This is a genomic window from Bacteroides sp. LFL-34, from assembly GCF_027257075.1.
Lineage (GTDB): Bacteria > Bacteroidota > Bacteroidia > Bacteroidales > Bacteroidaceae > Bacteroides > Bacteroides ovatus.
In genome coordinates this window covers 101,114-122,027 of record NZ_JAPQKZ010000017.1, presented here as the reverse complement: position 1 = coordinate 122,027, position 20,914 = coordinate 101,114, and the positions used below count along the sequence as shown (strand labels likewise).

General features: G+C 48.6%; 16 protein-coding genes and 4 pseudogenes. 7 read left to right on the top strand and 13 right to left on the bottom strand.

The genetic code is table 11. From position 1 onward, the window contains the following. The first annotated feature begins 31 nt into the window (after window positions 1-31). The 4 genes from N5O98_RS12595 (at window position 32) to N5O98_RS12580 (ending at window position 4,635) form a co-directional block, all read left to right on the top strand. The gene (locus tag N5O98_RS12595; protein WP_004308148.1) at window positions 32-940 is read left to right on the top strand and encodes a fimbrial protein; all 909 of its coding nucleotides are present in this window, start codon (window positions 32-34) and stop codon (window positions 938-940) included. After that, window positions 941-1,447 (top strand): hypothetical protein, encoded by a 507-nt coding sequence (locus tag N5O98_RS12590; RefSeq protein ID WP_004308147.1) that lies wholly within the window; start codon window positions 941-943, stop codon window positions 1,445-1,447. It abuts the gene before it with no gap. A 54-nt stretch (window positions 1,448-1,501) separates the two neighbouring features. Beyond that, window positions 1,502-2,392, top strand: coding sequence for a hypothetical protein (locus N5O98_RS12585; protein WP_004308146.1), 891 nt, complete (start codon window positions 1,502-1,504; stop codon window positions 2,390-2,392). Between the two features lie 83 nt (window positions 2,393-2,475). After that, window positions 2,476-4,635, top strand: coding sequence for a BACON domain-containing protein (locus tag N5O98_RS12580; protein WP_004308145.1), 2,160 nt, complete (start codon window positions 2,476-2,478; stop codon window positions 4,633-4,635). 154 nt (window positions 4,636-4,789) lie between these two features. Here the strand turns inward: N5O98_RS12580 and N5O98_RS12575 are convergent. The 5 genes and pseudogenes from N5O98_RS12575 to N5O98_RS12550 form a co-directional block, all read right to left on the bottom strand. Then, window positions 4,790-5,918, bottom strand: a pseudogene (locus N5O98_RS12575) (transposase); the annotation flags it as partial. A gap of 65 nt (window positions 5,919-5,983) precedes the next feature. Next, window positions 5,984-6,253, bottom strand: a complete 270-nt coding sequence (locus N5O98_RS12565) for a hypothetical protein (protein ID WP_004318665.1) — start codon at window positions 6,251-6,253, stop codon at window positions 5,984-5,986. A gap of 33 nt (window positions 6,254-6,286) precedes the next feature. Further along, on the bottom strand, window positions 6,287-7,492 hold the full coding sequence (locus N5O98_RS12560; protein WP_004308143.1) for a hypothetical protein: 1,206 nt from the start codon (window positions 7,490-7,492) through the stop codon (window positions 6,287-6,289). 346 nt (window positions 7,493-7,838) lie between these two features. After that, window positions 7,839-8,963, bottom strand: a complete 1,125-nt coding sequence (locus tag N5O98_RS12555; protein ID WP_004318663.1) for a helix-turn-helix transcriptional regulator — start codon at window positions 8,961-8,963, stop codon at window positions 7,839-7,841. A 207-nt stretch (window positions 8,964-9,170) separates the two neighbouring features. Continuing rightward, window positions 9,171-9,620 (bottom strand): annotated as a pseudogene (locus tag N5O98_RS12550) (DNA methylase); the annotation flags it as partial. Between N5O98_RS12550 and N5O98_RS12545 the strand changes: the two are divergent. Next, complete coding sequence (locus N5O98_RS12545) at window positions 9,550-9,792, top strand: hypothetical protein (RefSeq protein ID WP_010537621.1); 243 nt, start codon at window positions 9,550-9,552, stop codon at window positions 9,790-9,792. The pseudogene N5O98_RS12550 and the gene N5O98_RS12545 sit on opposite strands and share 71 nt — an antisense overlap. A gap of 274 nt (window positions 9,793-10,066) precedes the next feature. Here N5O98_RS12545 and tnpC read toward each other — a convergent pair. The 3 genes and pseudogenes from tnpC to tnpA form a co-directional block, all read right to left on the bottom strand. Further along, a pseudogene (tnpC, locus tag N5O98_RS27590) lies at window positions 10,067-11,652 on the bottom strand (IS66 family transposase). 82 nt (window positions 11,653-11,734) lie between these two features. After that, on the bottom strand, window positions 11,735-12,079 hold the full coding sequence (tnpB, locus tag N5O98_RS12530; RefSeq protein ID WP_074759520.1) for an IS66 family insertion sequence element accessory protein TnpB: 345 nt from the start codon (window positions 12,077-12,079) through the stop codon (window positions 11,735-11,737). Between the two features lie 4 nt (window positions 12,080-12,083). Then, window positions 12,084-12,518 carry an IS66 family insertion sequence element accessory protein TnpA gene (gene tnpA / locus N5O98_RS12525; RefSeq protein WP_004308135.1) on the bottom strand — a complete coding sequence of 145 codons (435 nt, stop codon included), beginning with the start codon at window positions 12,516-12,518 and terminating at the stop codon, window positions 12,084-12,086. A 536-nt stretch (window positions 12,519-13,054) separates the two neighbouring features. On the opposite strand from tnpA, the gene N5O98_RS12520 reads away from it, so the two are divergent. Next, window positions 13,055-13,225, top strand: a complete 171-nt coding sequence (locus N5O98_RS12520; protein WP_008643590.1) for a hypothetical protein — start codon at window positions 13,055-13,057, stop codon at window positions 13,223-13,225. Window positions 13,226-13,420: 195 nt separating this feature from the next. After that, window positions 13,421-17,386, top strand: coding sequence for a hybrid sensor histidine kinase/response regulator transcription factor (locus tag N5O98_RS12515; protein ID WP_004308134.1), 3,966 nt, complete (start codon window positions 13,421-13,423; stop codon window positions 17,384-17,386). A gap of 97 nt (window positions 17,387-17,483) precedes the next feature. Here the strand turns inward: N5O98_RS12515 and N5O98_RS12510 are convergent, their stop codons facing one another. The 5 genes and pseudogenes from N5O98_RS12510 to N5O98_RS12490 form a co-directional block, all read right to left on the bottom strand. After that, on the bottom strand, window positions 17,484-17,870 hold the full coding sequence (locus tag N5O98_RS12510; RefSeq protein WP_032855785.1) for a fimbrillin family protein: 387 nt from the start codon (window positions 17,868-17,870) through the stop codon (window positions 17,484-17,486). An 85-nt stretch (window positions 17,871-17,955) separates the two neighbouring features. Continuing rightward, complete coding sequence (locus tag N5O98_RS12505; RefSeq protein WP_004318655.1) at window positions 17,956-18,447, bottom strand: hypothetical protein; 492 nt, start codon at window positions 18,445-18,447, stop codon at window positions 17,956-17,958. A 2-nt stretch (window positions 18,448-18,449) separates the two neighbouring features. Then, the gene (locus tag N5O98_RS12500; protein ID WP_224262686.1) at window positions 18,450-18,794 is read right to left on the bottom strand and encodes a fimbrillin family protein; all 345 of its coding nucleotides are present in this window, start codon (window positions 18,792-18,794) and stop codon (window positions 18,450-18,452) included. 189 nt (window positions 18,795-18,983) lie between these two features. Then, window positions 18,984-20,264 (bottom strand): fimbrillin family protein, encoded by a 1,281-nt coding sequence (locus N5O98_RS12495; protein WP_118161352.1) that lies wholly within the window; start codon window positions 20,262-20,264, stop codon window positions 18,984-18,986. Window positions 20,265-20,527: 263 nt separating this feature from the next. Continuing rightward, window positions 20,528-20,891 (bottom strand): annotated as a pseudogene (locus N5O98_RS12490) (helix-turn-helix domain-containing protein); the annotation flags it as partial. Window positions 20,892-20,914: the final 23 nt, after the last annotated feature.

The window sequence follows — 20,914 nt, the reverse complement described above, 5'->3', positions numbered from 1 at the left end:
TCATGAAATGCAAATCATAAAACAATATATTATGCCAAGTAGTTCAATCATCATACCGTTCCGCAACCTGCTGTCGGTCCTGTTATTACTGCCGCTCGTACTTTCGTGCCGGCAAGACGAACTCATTCTTCCTGTTCCGCCCGTGTCCGGCAAAGGTGAGACGGCCGAAGTGACACTTTCTGTCAGGATTCCCGATTTCCGGGCGGCGAATACTCGTGGTGTAGACGAGAAAGGGATAACAGAGATTACCGTACTGATGTTTGCCGATGAAGGCGGTACGGAGAAAGTCAAGGTGAAATATGATATTCTGGGCAGCTCGTTGCATACACTTTCAGGCTCTTCGGATACGAAATACTTCTCTGTGCCCGTTATTGCGGGCAGATACAAACGTATAGCTCTCATAGCTAATGCCCAAACAGAACTGGCAAATATAACAGCCGGTTCCACCTATGATGCTCTTAAGCAAGTGGAAGTCGTGGGTAGGTTCGGACAAGAAGGTACGGGCACATACATACCCATGTACGGCGAGCATGCCCCGGCGGGAGGCTTTGAACTGAAAGCCGGTGTGTCGCAAACCATTGCGCAGGAAATACCGCTTATCCGCATGCTGGCGAAGGTGGATATCATCAATCCTACAACTTCGGGAGCCACGACAGCTGCGGGAAAGGTTTACTTCGTCAATTCCGTAGGCAACGGACGCGTTTGGGTAGATCTTGCTACATACAATACCACCGCTTCACAGTCGGGATACATGACTCCCACACTGCCTGCCACATCGCAGCCAGCAGTCAGTGGCGGGCACCCGCTTGAGGGAACTGCAAACACCGCATCTCCGAATGTCATCACTTATTATTTGAATGAACAGTCGGCTATCTCCGGCGGCAGCCGTCCTTGTATAGTTATAAATCTTGCCTATCAAGGAAGAGAATACTACTACTGAATGGATTATACATGGGACGGTATCAAGGGCGGTGGCACGAGTCCTTACGAAAAGGGTAAATACATGCCCATTCTGCGCAACCACCGCTATATTTTCACCATCAAGGAAGTGAAAGGGCCGGGGTTTGCCACTTTGAACGAGGCTGTAACCAGCCCGGACAACTTTACCAACCATAACATCGTAGTAGTGCCCATCGTGATAGACGCATTCACAGATATAACGTTCAATGAATCGGGGCATTTCTTGGCAGTGACCCGAACGGCGATGACACTTCAAGGCAAGCACGATGCCACAAGCACACAGAACAAATTTTCTGTGCGCACCAATTACCCCAGTGGGTGGAAGGTCGGTGCCTATAATGCCGACGGAACAACAATTTCAGTTTCTAATTCATGGCTGAAACCCAGTCAAAACAGTGGGGCGGCTGGCGCCACTCTCACCAATCCGGTTACGGAGGAATTGCAGGCCATCACGAATGGCAAGGGATTCAAGGATGGTTATCTGTAGATACGGGCTGGACGACTTTATACTAAAATCAATATTAAGCAGATCGGTACGCCTTTGGATTATGTTGCCGAATATAACCTCGCCGGTGGCTCTATCTATAATTCTCCTTTCATTTCTTCCGTTCCTCCGGGTATTTCTCCCACTGCAGCCCAGACTGACCCTAATCTTCATTGGGCTTCGAGCCATAGCAATGACCAATCCGGTTATTATAATTGGTACGTGCTCACAGGAGAGAATAATGATACTTACAATCCAAATGCCAAGAAGCTCTTTGATGATGTCTTTTTTAAACTGGGGCATCCCGGTTATGGTTACCACCTGCCTTCCCGCTGGGAGTTGACGGGCGTTTTCTCCTACAGCGGTAATACCCAATATGATTCCCCTACTAATACTTCTAATGTCAACGAGGCTATTGAGTTCGGTGGCATCAAAAAAACTTTCGCCAACGATTATTTCTCTTCGGGTAACGGTGTTTGTTACGCTCTGCGTTTCAAACAAGGTACCGGTAATCCTATCGATGATTCTTCCCTATCCGATTTCCCTCTTGCTACTGATAATAATATGGTTTGTGCTTACCGTTACACCCGCGTGGGTTCGTTTGCCAACCATGACTTTACTTCCCTATTGAAAGTGGATTGTGTTTACTTGGGCAGCGCATTTACAGGAAACATTAGCACTATCAATAATGATTCTTGGTGGGATAGCCATACTTCCGAGGCTGTCGTTCGTATTTTTCCGGCTGCCGGTTATATCTCCTTCCCAACGTTCATTTCGAGTGGTTTGCTCGAAGCCCGAGGCGAATATGGTCGGTATTGGTCGAGCACGGAGTTTCCCAGCCTCCTCGGCAATGCTTGGAACGTGTCTTTCTACTCGTACTCTGCGTTCGCGAACTACAGAGACGTTAAACACCACGGGTTTTCCGTTCGTCTGTTCGCCGATAAATAAGTAAAACGGTATATGACCGATGCAATTTAGTTTGTAAGAAAGTTGATATAAAAAATAGATATATTACTAAAAAAAGAAGAAAAATGAATATAGGATTTCAGACTTCCGGTTTATCCGGTTTCACCCGTGTGGCATATCTGTGGAGGCGACATGCCTCAGCTGTGCTGTGGATTGCAATGGCGGCGCTCCTTCCGACCGCTTGCAGTGATGATGCGGAGCAGTCGGTGCCGCAAGCGAACGGACATACAGCCGTTATTTACCTGAACTTTAAAACCGGTGCTTCAAAACAGGCTGCTGAAATGAACACCTCGCAAAGTTCCGAAACGCGTGCGCCGCTGACACGTGCTATAGATGAAAATGGAATCAATACTGTAGATGTACTTTCATTCAAGGTTGATCCTGCAGATCCTACGAATATAAAGAAAGGTACATTCTTCTACCGTGCACAGGGTACATACGATATCGGCACACAAACCGTACGTGTACAGCTGATGGGAGCTCCCGAACATCAGACACTCGTGGTGCTTGCCAATGTCCGTGAGCAGGTGAATACCCTTGCTGCTGCATTCGGAGAACAGAAAGAGGGGGTAATGAACCGCCTGGCATTCGATGTCGGAACGGATGCCGCACCCGACTTTACGAATGGCATACCCATGTGGGGCGAGCTTCCCAACCAAGCGGTGGGCGAAGGTTTCTCTCCCTCTGGCGCTCCCCAAGAGGTGACGATGATACGTGCGGTAGCTAAGTTCACGCTTATCAATCCTCTTGAATCCGACCTAAAAGGCTTTTTCTATTATTACAACGATCTGCGGCTGTACAATTACCGGGCAAAAGGACGCATTGCACCGGACAACTATAATGTGACGGGCAAGCAAGTGAATACTCCCACCGTACCCGTCGGGGCACGGCAGACACGGGGTACATTCACCTCATTGAACAGCGATGTGTCACCCGGGAATATCGGTATTTTCAACGGCTCACAAAAGACGTTCTACCTGTGCGAGGTGGACAACAAGAACCGCCCCTCGGGCGGGAATGCGCTGGACGACCTTTGTCTGGTTATGCACGTGAAGCCGTATCTCACCGGCTCTAAGCCGTCGGTAGACGGTTACTACCGCCTCGACTTCAAGGACTACGGTTCGGGAGTGCCGATGGATATTCTGCGTAATCATGAATATAAAGTACAAGTGGAAAGTGTGGACGGGTTGCCGGCCCAAACTCCCGAGGAAGCTTTCAAAGGAAACCATACCCTTAAATGCCGTATCGTGCCGTGGAACGAGGTACAAGAAGAAGTAATAGTACGAGGGAACAAACGGCTGACGGTGGACAAACGGGTGTTCGCTTTTGACGGTGATATCCAAATAGGTGTCGCTTCATTACCCGTAAATATAACTACAGAGAATACCAATTGGCAAATAACCGGAAAACCTTCATGGATTTCACTCAGCCAAACCTCGGGTACAGCGGGAGTACCAGCCACGGTTACTATTTCGGCAAACAGTAAGAACTTTACCCAGAATATGCGTAGTGCTGTCCTTTCCATACGAACAGGAAATTCTGCTAACGAATTGGAATATCGTTTGCATGTAAGCCAGCAACCGGCTTGTGGTTTCGGAAATTCCATGAAACTTATGCGTATCGGTGGCAGTAACTATCAGACTACCCGTATGGGTAATGGTGGTGTTTGTTGGATGATAGACGCCAGTAGGGAAGGAGGTCCTAATATGGCTGCTCGTCCTCGTTCATATTCTTTGGCACCAGCTATGGTCGGACCCATTTATTATGGCAGTATTCCCCAACGTGCCTGCCCCGATGGCTGGCGACTCCCTACGGCTTGGGAGGTTATTAATCTGATACAGTCTATAACAGGCTCTTATCCTGTTGTATTTACTCGATTGATAGAAAGCGGTGCGGGAATAGCTAAGTCTTTTCCAGCCATATCTGCCCCCGATGGTGGATATGAAGAAGGCGTTTTAGCTATCTGGACACAAACTCCAATGATATATTCATCACCTCAACGACATTCTCCTGCCTCTGTATTACATACAGGAATATATTGGAATCCTGATATCGGAGCTGGAAAAACAGCGCCCACATATAGGGTTAATCGTAATAGATGGGCCTTAATGCATGGTGCCGGTAATGACATTCATAGTCCGGCCGGGTTACCTGCAGGGTTTAATGAATATTATGGTTATCATTATCTGCTGGGCGGTAGTGTCCGTTGTGTGCATGACCAGTAATTTAACCATTAAACAAACAGCACCATGAAACGATCAACTGTTTTAGTCTTTTTGTTTGGACTGTTTTTGGGGGGCTGTGGCAGTTCCCGTCAGGGCGGTGAAGAGGCGGAAGTTGTGCGACATTACGAATGTCTGCTGCGCGCCCTTGCAACAGATGATTCATAACTCTGGCGTTATTTTCATCTATTACATCTTGATATTCACTTCTTTCTATTACTCTGCCATTTTGATTTTGAGTACATTTTTCTCTTATTGAGCAATTTACACAAGCTGATGTTTTATATACTTTTGATCTATAATTGGGACGGATTCTCCATTTCCCTGTTGTTGTCATTTGTTCTCCACAAGGGCAGATATAATAATCTCCGTCATTTATATAATGAAATTCAGCCAGTGGTATGGAATTCGAATTAGGTGATGTTGATGGCATAGGCGATGAATAAGTACATATTCCTGAATATTTACAGGCTTGTAGTTGGTCGCCGCTAGTATAACCGGCATCGCTAAGTGTGTTGAACGAATCTAATTGTAGTAGTTCCTGGACGGTCAATGCCGCTGTTGATAGTTCTCTTTTATCAGTTGATGCTCCAATATGAGAGTGAACCAATAATTTGTGTTTACTATCAAAGGCTGCTTGAACCGCATATTCAACTCCTGATACATTATTGGTTAACATTAATGCTCTTGAATCTTTGTCTGTTAGACTTATTTGAGTATCATTACTATTCTTCAATTCCGTATCAAGAGTTTCGTATTTCTTACGCCTGTCTTGTTGTAATTTAATCTTAGATTTAAGAAGTTCTTTTTCTTCTTCTTTATCAGTCTTATCTAAAGCTACTTCAAATTCTTCAATACGGTTATCTATATATTCAAGATGTCTGTCTATCTTCTTTTGTGTATAATTGTTTCTGAGACTATTTTGGGCAAATATCTTGAAAGAATCTATACCTATGGTTTCGCCTTCTATCAGACCCATATCCTTTAGCATAAGGACAAACTGCCTAAAGACTTTTCTAAAAGCCTCCGCATTATTTTTTTTTAAATAAGCAATTGTCCGAAAAGAGGGCATTAAGCCTCCTAATAGCCACCATAATTCCACATTTACTTTACAGGAAGTGTTCCAACTTTCTTGATGATCTTATTGAGTGCTTATAACCATATAAATACAATTTTAGTAATGTTGCAGGATTATACGGTGGTCTCCCTTCTGATTGAAGTTTGACATGTTTAAACCCAAGCTCATCTATAGGCAAGATATCCACAAATAAATCGATAAGCCTGCTCATCACCAAGAATGTTTTTCTCATAATCCAATAACTTTAGAAATTATTAATATCAACGTAACAAATCATTCATCTTTCAGATCGACAGTCGGCAAGTTAAAAACTTTTTCGATGCCAATCCAGCTTTCTGCCGCATCATCAAATAGCGTTTCATATTGATCATGGAATCCAAAAAGGTCACTAAAGAAATATGTTTTCAGTGTTGGATACATGCTTACTTTCCATTCGTTGTCAGCTCCATCAGGTACAGAAATAATAAAATCTGTGGACAAGCTACAAGTGGTTATCCCGGCCTTAGCACCTCCATTGACAGCACTCGACGCGTAACAAAACATATTAAAATGTGAAGAAGGTTCGCGTAAATTAAACTACCACCTAAGCTGTGGGCTTCCTTGGGCCGGATTGGTTCTATTGATAACTTCAATATCATTTATTGTTTCCGTATGGCTATTGGAAATGCTTATTCCTCCTGAAATCTCTGGTCCAGTGACACTGACACTTCCTCCTAACTCGAAAGAGACACTGCTGGTATAAGAGCTCTGGCGTTCTGTAGTTTGCGGGGAATGTGCATGAATAATGGCACCATTCGGGTGAACCGGAGCGAATTCCAAATTTACGTCAGTCAGGCAAAAGCCATACCCTTTCATTTTCAGAGTACTGACCTTGGTATGCCATTCTCCATAAAAAGAAGGTTCTACATAGGCTATAAAACCCAGATTTACCAAATAAAAATGTTCTTTCCGGTCTTTGCTATAAGCGGTCCATATCTTAGCTTCTACTTGAAAATTATCGGTTGTCCCTTTACCTTCATGTCCATGAACAGGAGGTGCGGTATAGCTATTTTGACCGATAACGATATAGGCAGATATCAAGTTTTTCAAATCCGACGAACCGTTTGACGGAGCTTTCGGTTCCAGGGCTCTTTGTAAACTTTGACTTGTCATGTCGCAATGAAATCCCTGCCCGTATTCATTAATCGTCTGTACAGATTCTTTGCCATCAGCTCCGGTAGCAGTACTGAGCGCATTGAGCTTGGAATAGAATCCGCTCGCCGACGGAAGCGGTCCAGAAAATACCCACAGCGGCAGTTCGTCCGAATAAGACTCATCTTCCTTCGCATAAGGATTATAGCAATCCAGCAACGTGCAGACGGTATTAAAATCCTCGTTCGTTCCTCCCTCCATCATCATCACGATGCTCCGCTTATGGAACATATCCTTGATGTCAGCCAGCAAATCGGTATCCGACTGAATCCGGTCAATGTCCTGCCGGGTAAAGAAGAACGCGTCGCCAACCTCCATCTTCTTTCCCGGAGCATAAGGAACCGCCTCCTTGTAACGGTTTATCATGTTCTCGGATATCATATGGTCTTCTTTGCTCCAGAACGAAAGGTAATAAAGCGTGTTGTTGTGTGTTACGCCTAACTGGTCGGTAGTAGGCAAAGGATCAGTTAGTTTCTCGGGATCATTTACATTGTCGGGGGCGTAGTCATCCTCGTCATCGCCGCACGATGTAGCTACCGCAAGAACCATGTAGCACAACAATAAGTAATGAAGTAAATGAATCTTTTTCATGACTTTTTAAAGGAGAATCCTATTGTTTGTATTATTCAAATTCAAGCTGTAGAACTCATTTGCCGCTTGAAATAGAGTTGTCTTTATTTGAAGTTATTTGGGTAGCATTTTCTTTTACACACGTTAAAATCACCCATAAAACCCTGTTTTACTCTTTTTGGAGATGACGCAGGCTCAACCGACAAGTGCAAAATAAGCGAAAAGATTTAAATTCAGCCCGATTCTTGCCTATAAAAATTGTCTCAATTGTCAGAATCGCACATCTTTGTGGTTTAGAACATTTTAGTTTTGTAGTTTAGGCTATTTTTTGTCGTTTGGGCTATTCCTCCATCCATAACACACCGTATTATTCCGCCTCTGTTTTCCTCCATTTAGGGGTACAGCCCGCATTTTCCTTGAACAGCCTTATAAAATGGCTTGGTGACAAAAAACCGGATTTCTCGGAGATGTCGGCAACCGTCAACCTCGGATATCGCGCAAGCAGACGTTTCGCATATTCTATACGAAGTCCGATAATCCAATCGCGGAACGACATGTCATACGTAGTTTTGATGTACCCGGACAGGTAGGTACGGTTGGTATGAAGCACATCTGAAAGCTCCTTTATGGTAAGGCCGGGCCGGATATAACCGTCCGCATCGATACAACCTTTGATTTTTTTCGCTATTTCGGCATGGAAAAAAGGAGTATCCTGCCTCTGTGCCTGTTCCCGGTTTGTGGTGTCACACAGGTCTTCCTCTTCAGAAGTCATGCCATCTTCCATCGCGTTTTCCACCTGTTCGTAAAACAGCAGATAGTTCAGATAGCAAAGGAAGAGATAAATGTAAAACGGTACCGATGACAGAATCCAGATATAGACGTATTCATCAGGCAGGAATGTCAGCAGTCCGCATCCCACCCCGAATGTGACAGCCCAGTAGGTGAAAATGGAAAGCCATTTGATATAGGCACCGATGTCGTCCGCACGGGTGTCATCGAAAATGCGGATGACCCTGTGATAGGCCCGGAGAAGCCTACGGGTCAAGAACAGCCCATAGATAACCAACCATGCGGCCAAGGCAAACATCACCGTTGTCTGTAAACCACCTTTTGGTAACAACAGCAGAACGATGCCGGAAAGGATGGAAAACAGTATCCATAGACAGATATGCGTCCGTAACCGACGTTTGGTGATATAAAAGCGGTCAAGCAGAGTGGTGAGGGCCGAACTGAACAACCAGTAGCACAAAAAATAGGTGGACAGGTTCATCAGGATGGCGGCATCGGTATTCTTGAACCTGATTCCAAAAAAGAAATGTACCGAATAGTTGGCGGCAAGTAACAGTATGGCTACCCCCATAATTCGCCGGGAACGCAGATAATTATTGAAAATGGCTTTTTCCGAGGTTGGAGCCAACAAAAAATAAAAGCCGAAGAACAACATCAACGGTAGCGCAATACAAAGTGAATAACTGTATATAGATGGTTCCATTTTATTATGCCTAACTATTTTGAATGCAAAATTAGCGAAAATACTGAATATATGGCGGATTTGCCATGACGATTTACTTTCAACACCCTATTTTGATATAATCGAGGGCTTGTTGTATGGTATCCTTGCCATTATGTCATATTGATGGAAAAAGCAGGAAAAGGAATGGTATGTTCCCAATCCTGCCATATATATCCGCACACTCGTTCACATTTTTATACCTTTCGGTTTGCACTCGTCACGGACGTTGAATCCCGGCCGCCCGATGATGATGTGGTCGGCAATAAAATTGCCAGACGGACTGCGTTCATTCACCGAGCTGCGTATCTGCGGCACATCTTCGGTGTGTTGTGGAGATACGTTTCGTACACCTTCCGCATCCGGTTTGACCTCCTGTCCGTCATTCTCCTTTTCGGCGACTTCGGGCGTAGGCGGCTCAAGCTCCAACTGTATCTTTCGGTCGAGTGCTGCAAGTTCGGACTTCAACTGTTTCAGTTCGTCCTCCTTCTTCCATACCTTCCCGGCTATCTCCTACAACTGTGAGACCTCCTTTTCCTGCACCTCGTTCTTCGCCTTGTACTGGTCAATGATGGACGGAATCCTCTCCAATGCGTTCAGGAAATTGCGTGCGGCGGCTACCGGGTCAGCCATCGCCAGCATGCAGCCTATGTCATACAAGGATACTGATACTACGGGAGAACCTGTCGAGCATGTGACAGAACCGGACAAGCAAATTGCGCATTCGGCTCTCGGTGACTACGGACCATTCAGTGTGAAATATGCCACGAAGGACTTTCTCAGCTACGGGAACAAAAAGTTCCGCATATAGATTCTGATTTTGCTTGTTACAGATGGAAGCAACGGCAATATGCCAGAGGAGGCCGGGCTATACAAAAAATAAGGGGCTGTACACATGCGTCAGCTCCTTGTTTTTAAGGGGTAAGCGACTGCTCAACTACATCTTGTGCATTCAATTTTTCAGTGGGATGCACTCCATTGTAAGTGCATCTCAATTTCCATATACCAACTTATCTCAGGGTTGTCATTGAGTGTCAGTCTCGCTTTTTCCCGTTTTTTCCTGCATTTTCCCGGAACTGTCCTGATTATTTTCTCCATACATCCGGTAGCAGTTCCTTCAGGTCTCTGTCTGATTTGGGAGCCAGATAATAGGGGAGTTTACTGATCACATCATTCAGCCACTCTCTGGGGTTGACACCACGTTCCTTACATGAGCCAAGCAAGGAACAGATTATAGCCGTATTCTCAGCCGCTTCGTGGTTTCCGCAGAACAGCATGTTCTTTCTTGATATGACCAGTGGCCTCAGGGCATTCTCACAGCGATTGTTGTCAATGAAAATTCTTCCGTCATGGAGATACGGTTTCATTCTTGGCAGCAGGGAGTAGGCATAGGCTATGGCTTTTCCCATAAGACTTCGTTTTAGAACTTTAGGGTATGTGTTTTTAAGCCAGAGTTCAAAGCTGTCAAGCATCGGCTTGGATAGACGTTGGCGTAATTCAGCACGTCCTTCATACGGGAGTTCCTGTTTATCCGCCATGTATTCCACATTATACATATCCTGGATAAATTTGAGTCCCTGCATGGCATATTCCAGATTTTCTTCCTTGCACAGCTCTATATGTCTGCGGATATGCGCGAGACACCCACACAGACATACGTCCTCCCCATCCTCAAAGGCGTCATAAATGGGATGGCCGTCACTTTGGAGATATCCTTTGAAGTTTTTCAAAAGCCTGACCGCAACTTTTTGTGAACGCGATCCGTTGTCGTAATGGAAGAAGGCAGACGCGGCACAGCCGCTCGGACTATCCAGATGTATTCTTTTACGGCTTTATGCCTGTCGTGGTTTATAACCGGAAGCGTGGTCTCGTCAACCTGGAAGTAATCTGCGGCCAGTACTTTCTTCCTGAGTTCCAGATAAAGTGGCCTGAGAAGCTCGCAGACCGGTCTGAACCAGCCGTCCAATGTGTTTTTGGACAGTTTCACACCCAGATGTTCCAGCTGTTTCACTTGTCGGTAGAACGGGACATGATATTCGTATTTCTGTAAAAGGACCTCAGCGAGCATGGAAGCCCCTGGCATACCTTTATATATGGGCATCAGTGGCATGGGAGCGGTTATTACAGCCTTTTCTCCGTTATCAACGGCCTCCATTTCATTTTTCAGGGCGTATGTGGGACGTACCGTGTCTTTCACATAGAGGTAGCCGGGTTTCATCTCAAGGGTCCTGGTATGTTCCTCGCCTATCTTGACGTATCTGCTTAAATCGACATTCTCCGGTTCGATGACGACTGTTACAACCGGAAGGTTATCCATGACGACCCGGTTACGGCGCGGCGTTTTATTGGCGGCCCGGGACTTGGGGACGGTAATCTGTTCAGCCGCCCTGCTCCGGGCATCTTCGATTTCCGCCTCTATCTGTTCCAGGTCGCCATAGTCAAAAGGGAGCTTCGGGTCTCCGTTATCGACAGGCTTGCATTTCTCACTCATCTTTCCGAACACCTTCCTCTTCAGCCATGCCAGGGAGGCGTTCAACTCAACTATCGTACCCCGGAGTTCTTCTATGGTCCTTGCCTGGGCTGAGATGATCTCACTCTGTTTACGGTTGATATCCAGCAGCTGCTCCATTGAGGGTTCCACAGCTTGTCCGGTTGCATCTTCTTTTGCCATTCAATATCTTTTTTTTGATGATATAAAGATAGTCAAAAACAACAAGAAAAACAAGCCTTCAAGCTGTTTGTTTACAACTGTTTTACCAATGCTTTTTCAAATTGGAAAGCCGTCTTTGCCTGCCTTTGCTGACATCTTCATTGATGCCTTCCACCATAACGACCAGGTCACTCCAGGTCATGGGGTAAGAACGGGTGGCAGGATTATAGGCGGGTATCTTGAAGGTGCCTTCTTCAAGCAGTTTCTCATAAAGGACCAGACCGCCCGGTTCGGCATGGAGCAATTTTATCTTGGTCCGGAAACGGTTGTAGAAAATGAATACCTCCCCACTTCTGATGTCGCCTCCCATCCTCTCATGCACAAGGCCGCAAAGAGTGAACATACCTTTCCTCATGTCCGTATAACCGGGGCACAGGAAATATCTCATGCTGTCATTTAGGCAGAACATTGGCATTATATATTTTAGAGATCAGATTCAGGGCAGCTTCACAGCCGGAAGACCCTTTAAACTTCAACTTCAATCCGTTGGGTAATTCCAAGGATATTTCAGAGCTGTCCTTTCCTTTCAAGGGAAAGGGGACGCTAGGCTGGGGAGATGGCAGGGGAGCCTCGTGAGATATACCGGGGGATGGCGTGTCGCCATTGATTACTATGGGGACAAAGCTGTCTTTAACCCCTAAGCGGGAGGCTTCTGCCAATAACTCCCGCTCCGTTATACCGTATTTTTGTTTCCAAAGATAGAATCTACTACGGCTATAACCTTCATTCTCACAAAAATCAGCAATGGACAAACCACTCTGCTGCTGACGGAAAAGAACGGAGATAAATTTTTCTCTGCTCATCATGTGTTTACGTCGCTGCATCATAGGATATTATTTTTTTTGCAGCAAAAGTAAGGAGGGAAAATGAACTGTAGAAGATGTACTTACTCAGGCGCTTACTTTAAGGGGATATTCGACTTTTAGCCCCCAAAAAGATCAATATTGTTATGTACAACCGTCCAACCTGCGGGTAAAGTGCGCAACTCGGATCTGGACAGCAAGCTGAAAAGAGGCACAAGTATGTAGGCAACCCTGTTATAGCACCGGAATCTGCTGTGTCGCATGAATCAACCGTAGTCCCCGTGAAAGGCATGGCTATACCGCCAAGGGCTGTGGATGAAGTCGCAATGCGGAAAGCCGTCCTTTCCCAGGCAGTTCTCAGGAAGTCTTAAGAAAGAGGGGATAAACATCTGATACGGACAACTCGCAATACGATACGCAACGATGAAAGTGGTGAACAAATCTGGCACTAACGGATGCGCCTCTTTTATATGATTATAATATTAACAAGAAATGCCCGCCATTGTTCTTAAATGCGAATTATAACTTCTTACTGTTGGAAGATTATCTATAAATCGGGCATGAGGGTAAGAGTGCTTACAAACAATTCGGCCCGCTTTATTGGGGGCTGCCAAACCTCGACCGGCACCTGTACCACCCGCGGATATAAATTCGGACCGGAGGTATGGATGGTATTCCGCACACCGGACCAACGTACCCTTGCGGACAGTCCCGAGCCCGGCAAGCCATAATTCCGTCGGGTCAATTGAACAACCGCCTCTCGGAATATGTTCATATCATGGGCCGGTCCCGTATGCAGCTATTTTCCGGGGTACATGACATTGAGGACATACCGCCTGATGCCGACATCCGAGGTTATGTTTAAATTTGTATATTAATTTATATTTTTATATATTTGCAACAGTTGTTGTCTAATTTACATCAGAATGACACGTGTTCGGAATATGGGAAGAATACTGTCCGCATTCCTCATGCTGGGAATTTCCTCCATGTGCGGAGCCCAGATATATAAATACTTGGGAATAGAGGACGGATTGAGTAACCGGAGGATTTACCGTATCCAAAAAGACGGGAGGGGATACATGTGGTTCCTCACCCAGGAGGGGATGGACCGTTATGACGGCAAGCGGATCAGGCATTACACTGTTCTTGACGGCAATCTGAAGGTGGCCCCGCAAGTCAATCTGAACTGGCTCTACACCGACACGGAGAACACGCTGTGGGTTGTGGGAAGGAAAGGCCGTATTTTCCATTACGACACCCTCCATGACCGTTTCCGGATGGTATACAGGATACCCGGTCTTCAGGATGACTTCGCCACGGGCATGCTCTGTTACGCCTATATGGACCGTGGGGACCGCATATGGCTCTGTCAGGGTGACCATATCATCCGCTATGACACCCGCACAGGCATTGCGCAGCGGCTGGTCTCCCGTTTAAGAGGTGATATAACCGCTATCAGCGAGACGGACGGTACAAACCTTTTCATCGGTACCGTGAACGGACTTTTTCCGGTACGGGAAAGGGACGGTGTCCTTGAGGCGCTTGCGGACACGGACAGCATCCGGACGCCGGTCAGCGAACTCTACTACCACCCCGGTTCGAAGAAACTGTTCGTGGGAACCTTCAGGAAGGGCATACTTGTATACGGAGTGTCCGCAGGCAGTACGCTGCGGAATGTGGCCGTCAACCGGATCACCCCTCTCAATGACCGGGAGCTGCTGATAGCCACGGGCGGAAGGGGGGTATACAGGATGGATATGGACTCGCTAGTGCCCAAACCCTATATAACCGCCGACTACGCCAGCCACAACGGCATGAACGGAGACAATATCAATGACATTTATGTGGATGGCGGGGACCGTATCTGGCTTGCCAACTACCCCGCCGGAGTCACAATCCGGAATAACCGCTACCAGAGCTATGAATGGTTCCGGCACTCACCGGGCAACAGCCGGTCGCTGGTTAACGATCAGGTGCATGATGTCATCGAAGACAGCGAAGGCGACTTGTGGTTCGCCACCAGCAACGGGATCAGCCTGCTGCAGCCTGCGGTAGGACGGTGGCGCTCCTTTCTCAGCCGGTCCGATGGGATACAGGATGGCGGGAACCATATCTTCCTGACGCTCTGCGAGGTCTCGCCGGGTGTCATCTGCGCCGGCGGGTACGCTTCGGGCCTGTACAGGATCGAAAAGAAAACCGGGAGGGTGGAATACTTTCCCCCCTCCTTTGCAGCAGAGGGGCGTCCAGACCAGTATATCAATGACATCGGAAAAGATTCCGGAGGATGTATATGGACAGGGGGCTGCCACAATCTCAAACGTTTCGATCCCCATGACGGCACAGTACGCCTGTACCCGGTCCCGGGCCCCATCACCGCCATACTGGAGAAGGCTCCGGAATGGATGTGGATCGGTACCGGCATGGGGTTGTACCTGCTTGACGGGCACGGGGGGACCTGCAGACATATCGCCTTTCCAGTCGAGGCGGTTCATGTCTATGCACTGTACCAGGCACCGGACGGGCTCCTGTATATCGGCACCGGCGGGGCGGGACTTCTCGTCTATGACAGCGTGGAGGACAGGTTCGTCCGCCAATACCAGACCGAGAACTGCGCCCTGATATCCAATAACATCCATACCATTGTCCCCCGTGCGGACGGCACCCTGCTACTGGGGACCGAAAACAGCGTGGCCCTGTTCCGGCGTGAGAGCGGCACTTTCAGAAACTGGACGGCAGAACAAGGGCTGGCAAGCGTATGCCTCAATGCCGGGGTATCCACTTTCCGGCACGGGGAAAGCTTCGTGTTCGGGAGTAACACCGGAGCCGTCATGTTCCCCTCCGACATGAGGATACCCGCCCCGCATTTTTCTCGGATGCTCCTGCGGGATTTCATGATCTCCTACCGCCCCGTCTATCCCGGGGACAAGGGATCCCCCTTGAGGGAGGATATTGACAATACCGTCAGGCTGGAACTTGCATATGACCAGAATACCTTCTCCCTGGAAGCTGTCTCCATCAACTACGACTATCCCTCGAACATCCTATATTCATGGAAATTGGAGGGGCTCTACGAGGGCTGGAGCCATCCGGTCCAGAGCGGGCGGATACAGTTCACGAGCCTGCCCCCAGGCAACTACACCCTGCGTATCCGTGCCGTCTCCAATGAGGAGAAATACAAGGTGTATGAGGAAAGAAGCCTCGGTCTGAGTGTCGCCCGGCCGCTGTGGGCGGGTACATGGGCCATTGCCGGATATGCGTCATTGTGTGTGTTGGCTGGGGTGGTGTCTTTTCGCGTTGCCATGTTGCGCAGGCAGAAAAGGATATCAGACGAAAAGACGTGCTTCTTCATACATACTGCCCATGATGTCCGTACTCCGCTTACGCTGATCAAGGCTCCGCTGGAAGAGGTGGTGGAGAAAGACATGGTGAAGGCGGAGGGGATGGACAATGTACGGATGGCCCTGAAAAGCGTGGACGGACTTCTGGGATTGGTCACCAGCCTGATAGATTTCGAGAGTACGGACAACTACACCTTGAGACTTCATGTCTCGGAATATGAGCTCAACAGTTATCTGGAGACGACCTGTGAGGCATTCCGCACATATGCCTCCATCAGGGACATCGATATCACCCGTGAGAGCGGCTTCCCTTACCTGAATGTCCGGTTTGACAAGGACAAAATGGACTCTATATTGAAGAATATACTGTCCAACGCACTGAAGTACACTCCACGGGGCGGGAGTATCCAGGTCCGTGCCTTCGCGGACCGGCATGTATGGGGTGTGGAAGTGGAAGACACGGGGATTGGCATTCCACCTGAGGAACGGAAGAAACTGTTCAGGAACCATTTCAGGGGCAGTAATGCCGTCAATCTGCAAGTGGCGGGAAACGGTGTCGGACTGATGATGGTACATAGGCTGGTAAGGCTGCACGGAGGCAGGGTCCGCGTTACCAGTACCGAGGGGAAGGGGACCATGGTATGTGTTATTTTTCCCCTGAGGAGCAGACGCCTTGACAAGGCATGCCCCGTTGCTTCGCCCAGGAAACAGGATACCGGGGAAACCCGCATGGGACCGGATTGCGGCCCCATGCGTGAGATCCTTCCAACAATGACCGGCGGGGACCGGCAGCGTATTCTTATTGTGGAGGACAATGACGATTTGCGGACCTACCTTGAGGGGCTGCTGAAAGAGGAATACCTGGTCCAAACCTGTTCCAACGGACGGGACGCGCTGCTTGTGGCGAGAGAATACAATCCGGACCTGATACTTTCGGACGTTATGATGCCTGAAATGGGAGGGGACGAACTTTGCGCGTCCGTCAAATCCGATATTGAGACATCCCATATCCCGGTCATGCTGCTGACCGCCTTGGGAGATGAGAAGGACATGCTGGAGGGGCTGGAAAACGGAGCTGACGCCTATATCACCAAACCGTTTAGCATAAACGTGCTCAGGGCGAATATCAGGAACATACTGGCAAACCGGGCACTGCTCAAACGGGCATACGCCGGTCTTGAGGACGGAGTCGGACAGGTTCCGCCGGACTGCCACAATACCCGGGACTGGAAATTCATGGCCTCCGTAAGGGAATGTGTCATGAAGAATATCGACAACCCCGGTTTCTGTGTGGACATGCTCTGTGGCATGCAGAACATGAGCCGCACCGGATTTTTCAACAAGTTGAAGGCGCTCACCGGCCATGCCCCGGCTGACTATATCCGCTCCATGCGGCTGCAATATGCGGCACAACTGCTCAGGGAAAAAGACTGTTCGATAACGGAAATCTCGGATGACTCGGGGTTCTCCGATGTCAGATATTTCAGGGAGGTGTTCAGGAAGTACTATGGAATGAGCCCGAGTGAGTACAGGAATTCGATGAGAGGATAACATCACGGGCAGACAGACTCCAGGATATGGCAGGTCTTATTGTCGGAGATGGTGTATGTTTCGCTCCGCACCGACAAGCCGGGCACGGTTAACTCGTTCACCGTAATGATGAAGGCGAACAGCCGCCCTGCCCCAGTATTGAGGCTCGTGCCTGATAGGGATAGTAGAAATAATAGTGTTCGTCCAACAGCCCGCCTGTGAGCGGTGTCGGACTTTCAGTTTTCCATACGAGACCGCCCGTGTCGGCATCCCTCTCGGCTGTCAGTTTCACGTTGGAATAGACTGTTTGAGTGCCCCGCACCACGTATAGGCCGCAGGCCCCGCCTTCGGAAAACTTGGTTTGGCAGCCATTCTCCACAGTACGGGTGGTTTTGCGAACAGCCGACGTATATCCACCATCGGTAATGGAGAAAGTAAGTTGCTGCGCCTTGTCTTGGTTGCCCGGGAGCTCTTCTTGCGTACAGGCGGCAAGCGATAGGAGCACCGCCGCCGGAATCGAATGTAGAATGCTTTGCTACAGTTTCTTTCTTTAATGTGATTAAAAAGCGCACACGGCCAGAAACCTAACTTTATAAGTACTTATCATTACTTTCCAGAGTGGCATCTGGAAAGTGTATGGCATATGCATTGTTAGGGCTATAATATGCCTCCGTAGACGACCAGTAAGAGGTGGTATAAATTGGCGTCGGACCGCCGGCAGCGACGAGGGATGGGTTGACTATATAATTCCAAATTTCGGCATTCGGAAAATCTTTCATCATAATCTTATCATCAGTAAGTCGGGCTGGGGTTAGTCTGCCTGTGGGGTCAGTGTCTTTCGGTATACAGAAGACGACACCGGCGACCGTCTTGCCCGCTACGGATTGCGGCTTCGGGTCTGCGATGACCTGAGCTTTCCCATTGGGATAGCGTTTGCGCAGTCCGCCGTCCGAAGTGCTCCTGCCCGAATAGATGTAGTCCCCAGCCTTCACTTCATCGGCAGTGTAGTGTATTGTTTTGGCTACCGCCACATTCTCCTCGCCGCCATCAATCCAGGTGTTGCCCGGCACCGTCTGCACCACGTCTATTTCATTCGTTTTTCCTCCGTGACACCTTCGCCCGCCATGAGCGTGAACTCTACTTTTGCCATGCGGTGGTTGAAACGGAGGCTGACGGCTTGGTCATAACCTCCCACTACGGTGACGTATAGAAGGCCGAAGCCGGCATACCCGCCACTTTGGTCGATATCGGCATTCGGAGTCCGTGCCGTGACACATGTCTCGGTAGTGCTCTTCCGGTAAATGGTGTTTTCAGCATCCTTTGGGACAGTATTGCCCGAGGCGTCCATTACGTACCTTTGGAGGCTGAGCATGCCATCCAGCATCACTCCTATCTCCTTGCCGCCGGCACGGGGGTGCGGTTGCGCCACCTCCGCTGTCAGTCGCAATGGGTACTTGCCATCGGGTAAACGTGTAGTAGATTCTCCCGTTTCCATCTTGCCGCAAGAGACGAGTAGCCCGCCCGCGAGCATCAACATCGGCTACCAGCCGCTGATGCGCATCCATCGTCCGGAATATCCTGTTCCTTTCACATCGTTATTTTTCTTTGTTTTATGTGGTTAGAAAGCGCACACGGCACGCACATTGAGTGCGCCGTCCTTTTCGCTGAGCTGTGCGAAGGCATTGTAGAAATACACGCTAAAAGCGCCATTCTTATTACTGGGGCTCTCCGAAGAAGACCAGAAACGTTTATGGTTATTGCGCGGTGACAATGCGTCACCGCCAACGGCGGAGATGGAGACTTCGACTATATCCCTCGTCTCTGTGTTGTCCCGTGTGTACGCAATATTATCGACATCCTTATAACATAGCATGTGCAGTTCCTTTACCGACGGCAAGAACCATCCGGTGCTGTTTGCCGGGGCTGGATTATTTGCGATAAATGTTTTCAGGACCTCAGCAGGATTGACCAAGGCATCGGTTTTGCCGTTTGTCTTGCAATATCCGTTATACGCCCACAGCACTTTCGTGTTCTGGTAACCGAGTATCCTGTTTATGTTGCCGGTCGCATCGAAACCAGTGGCAATGTTTACGTACTCATCCTTATCGACAGGATTGAAATCTGTTCCTCTTTGAAAATCCGCCACCCAGTCGTTAACGTTTTGCCACGAGACGTTGCCCGGAGCATCTTTAATCGACACGGCAAGGCCATGGGTGCAATTGGGATGTTCTTTCACCATAATCTTGTCGAAATCCAGAGACGCCGGCGTGATCCGTCCTTCAGGATTGGTCTCTGCCGGTGTCCAGAAGACGATGGCCGCCACGCTTGCCTTCTGCTCCTCGGTCAGGGTAGTACCCTTAGGCAGCAGGTTGCCGTCGGCGAGCAGGTAATCTCCCCGTTGCATCGTGTAGTCCTTTACAGTTGTCACCGCGCCGTCCACCTTGTATCTCTTGTAACTGCCGGTAGAAAGGCCGGACGGGGTTATGGTGAACTCCTTGCTTCCCTCGTCATAATGTCCTTCGATAGTCGGTGCGGGAGTCGCGTGATTCACCAAGTAGCGGTATGTACCATCGTTCACGCGCAGCGGCTGGGCAATGCCAGAGAATGTAGTGGCGGGTGACACGGCGTAATCAGGAATCCTCTCGTCGGTAAACTTGTATTTAACGGTATTCGGCATCTCGATGACGGCCAATGCCATACGATGGTTCATGGTGAAAGAGAGGTGGAGGGTGTTGTCTTCCCCTGTCGTTGCGGAGCCTTCGGCAGTCATCAAGTCGGAGGCGGTATATGCCGCATGAGTACTTTGGTCGCCCTGAGGCTGCCAAGCGGAAACCAACGGGGCGAAGAATTCCGTGTCGGTCAAGGCTGAGCCTGTGGGAGTGGCAGTCTTTCCGCTCATATCCGTTTAGTAGGGATAGTAGAGGTAGTAGTGCTCATCCGACAATCCCCCCACAAGTGTCGTGTTGTCCTTGGACTTCCACACGAGGTCGCCCGTGGCGGCATCCCTCTCTGCGGTCAGTTTCACGTTGGAATAGAGGGTTTGAGTGCCGTGCGTCACGTATCGCCGTCAGGCATGTTTTTCCTGCCGCTATGAACAACGGCGGGGGTATATGGTTATCCGGATGTTGCCGATGGAAAAAATCGGCTGGAAGAAGAAATAAATTTCTCGCAACGTTTCACAACAGCTTTGACCTGATGCTTTTCAACACACGCCACACCGTCATGCCTGAGAGCTTTATTCTCTTCCTAAGCAGATAGTTGGCAATCCGTTGCGCTCCCCATCTTCTTGTCTCACGCACAGATTAAGGATAATGGTTTCAATTTCAGGTGTTATCTTCATATTGGCAAGTCTTGATGAATGTTTAGACTTATCGGACAATTCCGACTTGCCTTGTTCTTTCTCGCAATTTATCCAACGGTATAACGTGGAACGGGTAATCCCGCACCGAAGGGCAGTTTTTGTCACAGAACCCGTTTCGACGTATAGCTCAAGCCATTTTTGGCGCATCCGTATATCTTCTTTCATGCAACGAAGATACGGATTAAGAT

Coding starts and splice junctions, on each gene's coding strand:
- N5O98_RS12515 (WP_004308134.1), top strand. CDS start 13,421: ATGACACGTGTTCGGAATATGGGAAGAATACTGTCCGCATTCCTCATG.
- tnpA (WP_004308135.1), bottom strand. CDS start 12,518: ATGATGCAGCGACGTAAACACATGATGAGCAGAGAAAAATTTATCTCC.
- N5O98_RS12520 (WP_008643590.1), top strand. CDS start 13,055: ATGAGGGTAAGAGTGCTTACAAACAATTCGGCCCGCTTTATTGGGGGC.
- N5O98_RS12595 (WP_004308148.1), top strand. CDS start 32: ATGCCAAGTAGTTCAATCATCATACCGTTCCGCAACCTGCTGTCGGTC.
- N5O98_RS12555 (WP_004318663.1), bottom strand. CDS start 8,963: ATGGAACCATCTATATACAGTTATTCACTTTGTATTGCGCTACCGTTG.
- N5O98_RS12565 (WP_004318665.1), bottom strand. CDS start 6,253: ATGTTTTGTTACGCGTCGAGTGCTGTCAATGGAGGTGCTAAGGCCGGG.
- N5O98_RS12580 (WP_004308145.1), top strand. CDS start 2,476: ATGAATATAGGATTTCAGACTTCCGGTTTATCCGGTTTCACCCGTGTG.
- N5O98_RS12590 (WP_004308147.1), top strand. CDS start 941: ATGGATTATACATGGGACGGTATCAAGGGCGGTGGCACGAGTCCTTAC.
- tnpB (WP_074759520.1), bottom strand. CDS start 12,079: ATGAGATATTTCCTGTGCCCCGGTTATACGGACATGAGGAAAGGTATG.
- N5O98_RS12495 (WP_118161352.1), bottom strand. CDS start 20,264: ATGAGCGGAAAGACTGCCACTCCCACAGGCTCAGCCTTGACCGACACG.
- N5O98_RS12560 (WP_004308143.1), bottom strand. CDS start 7,492: ATGAAAAAGATTCATTTACTTCATTACTTATTGTTGTGCTACATGGTT.
- N5O98_RS12545 (WP_010537621.1), top strand. CDS start 9,550: ATGATGGACGGAATCCTCTCCAATGCGTTCAGGAAATTGCGTGCGGCG.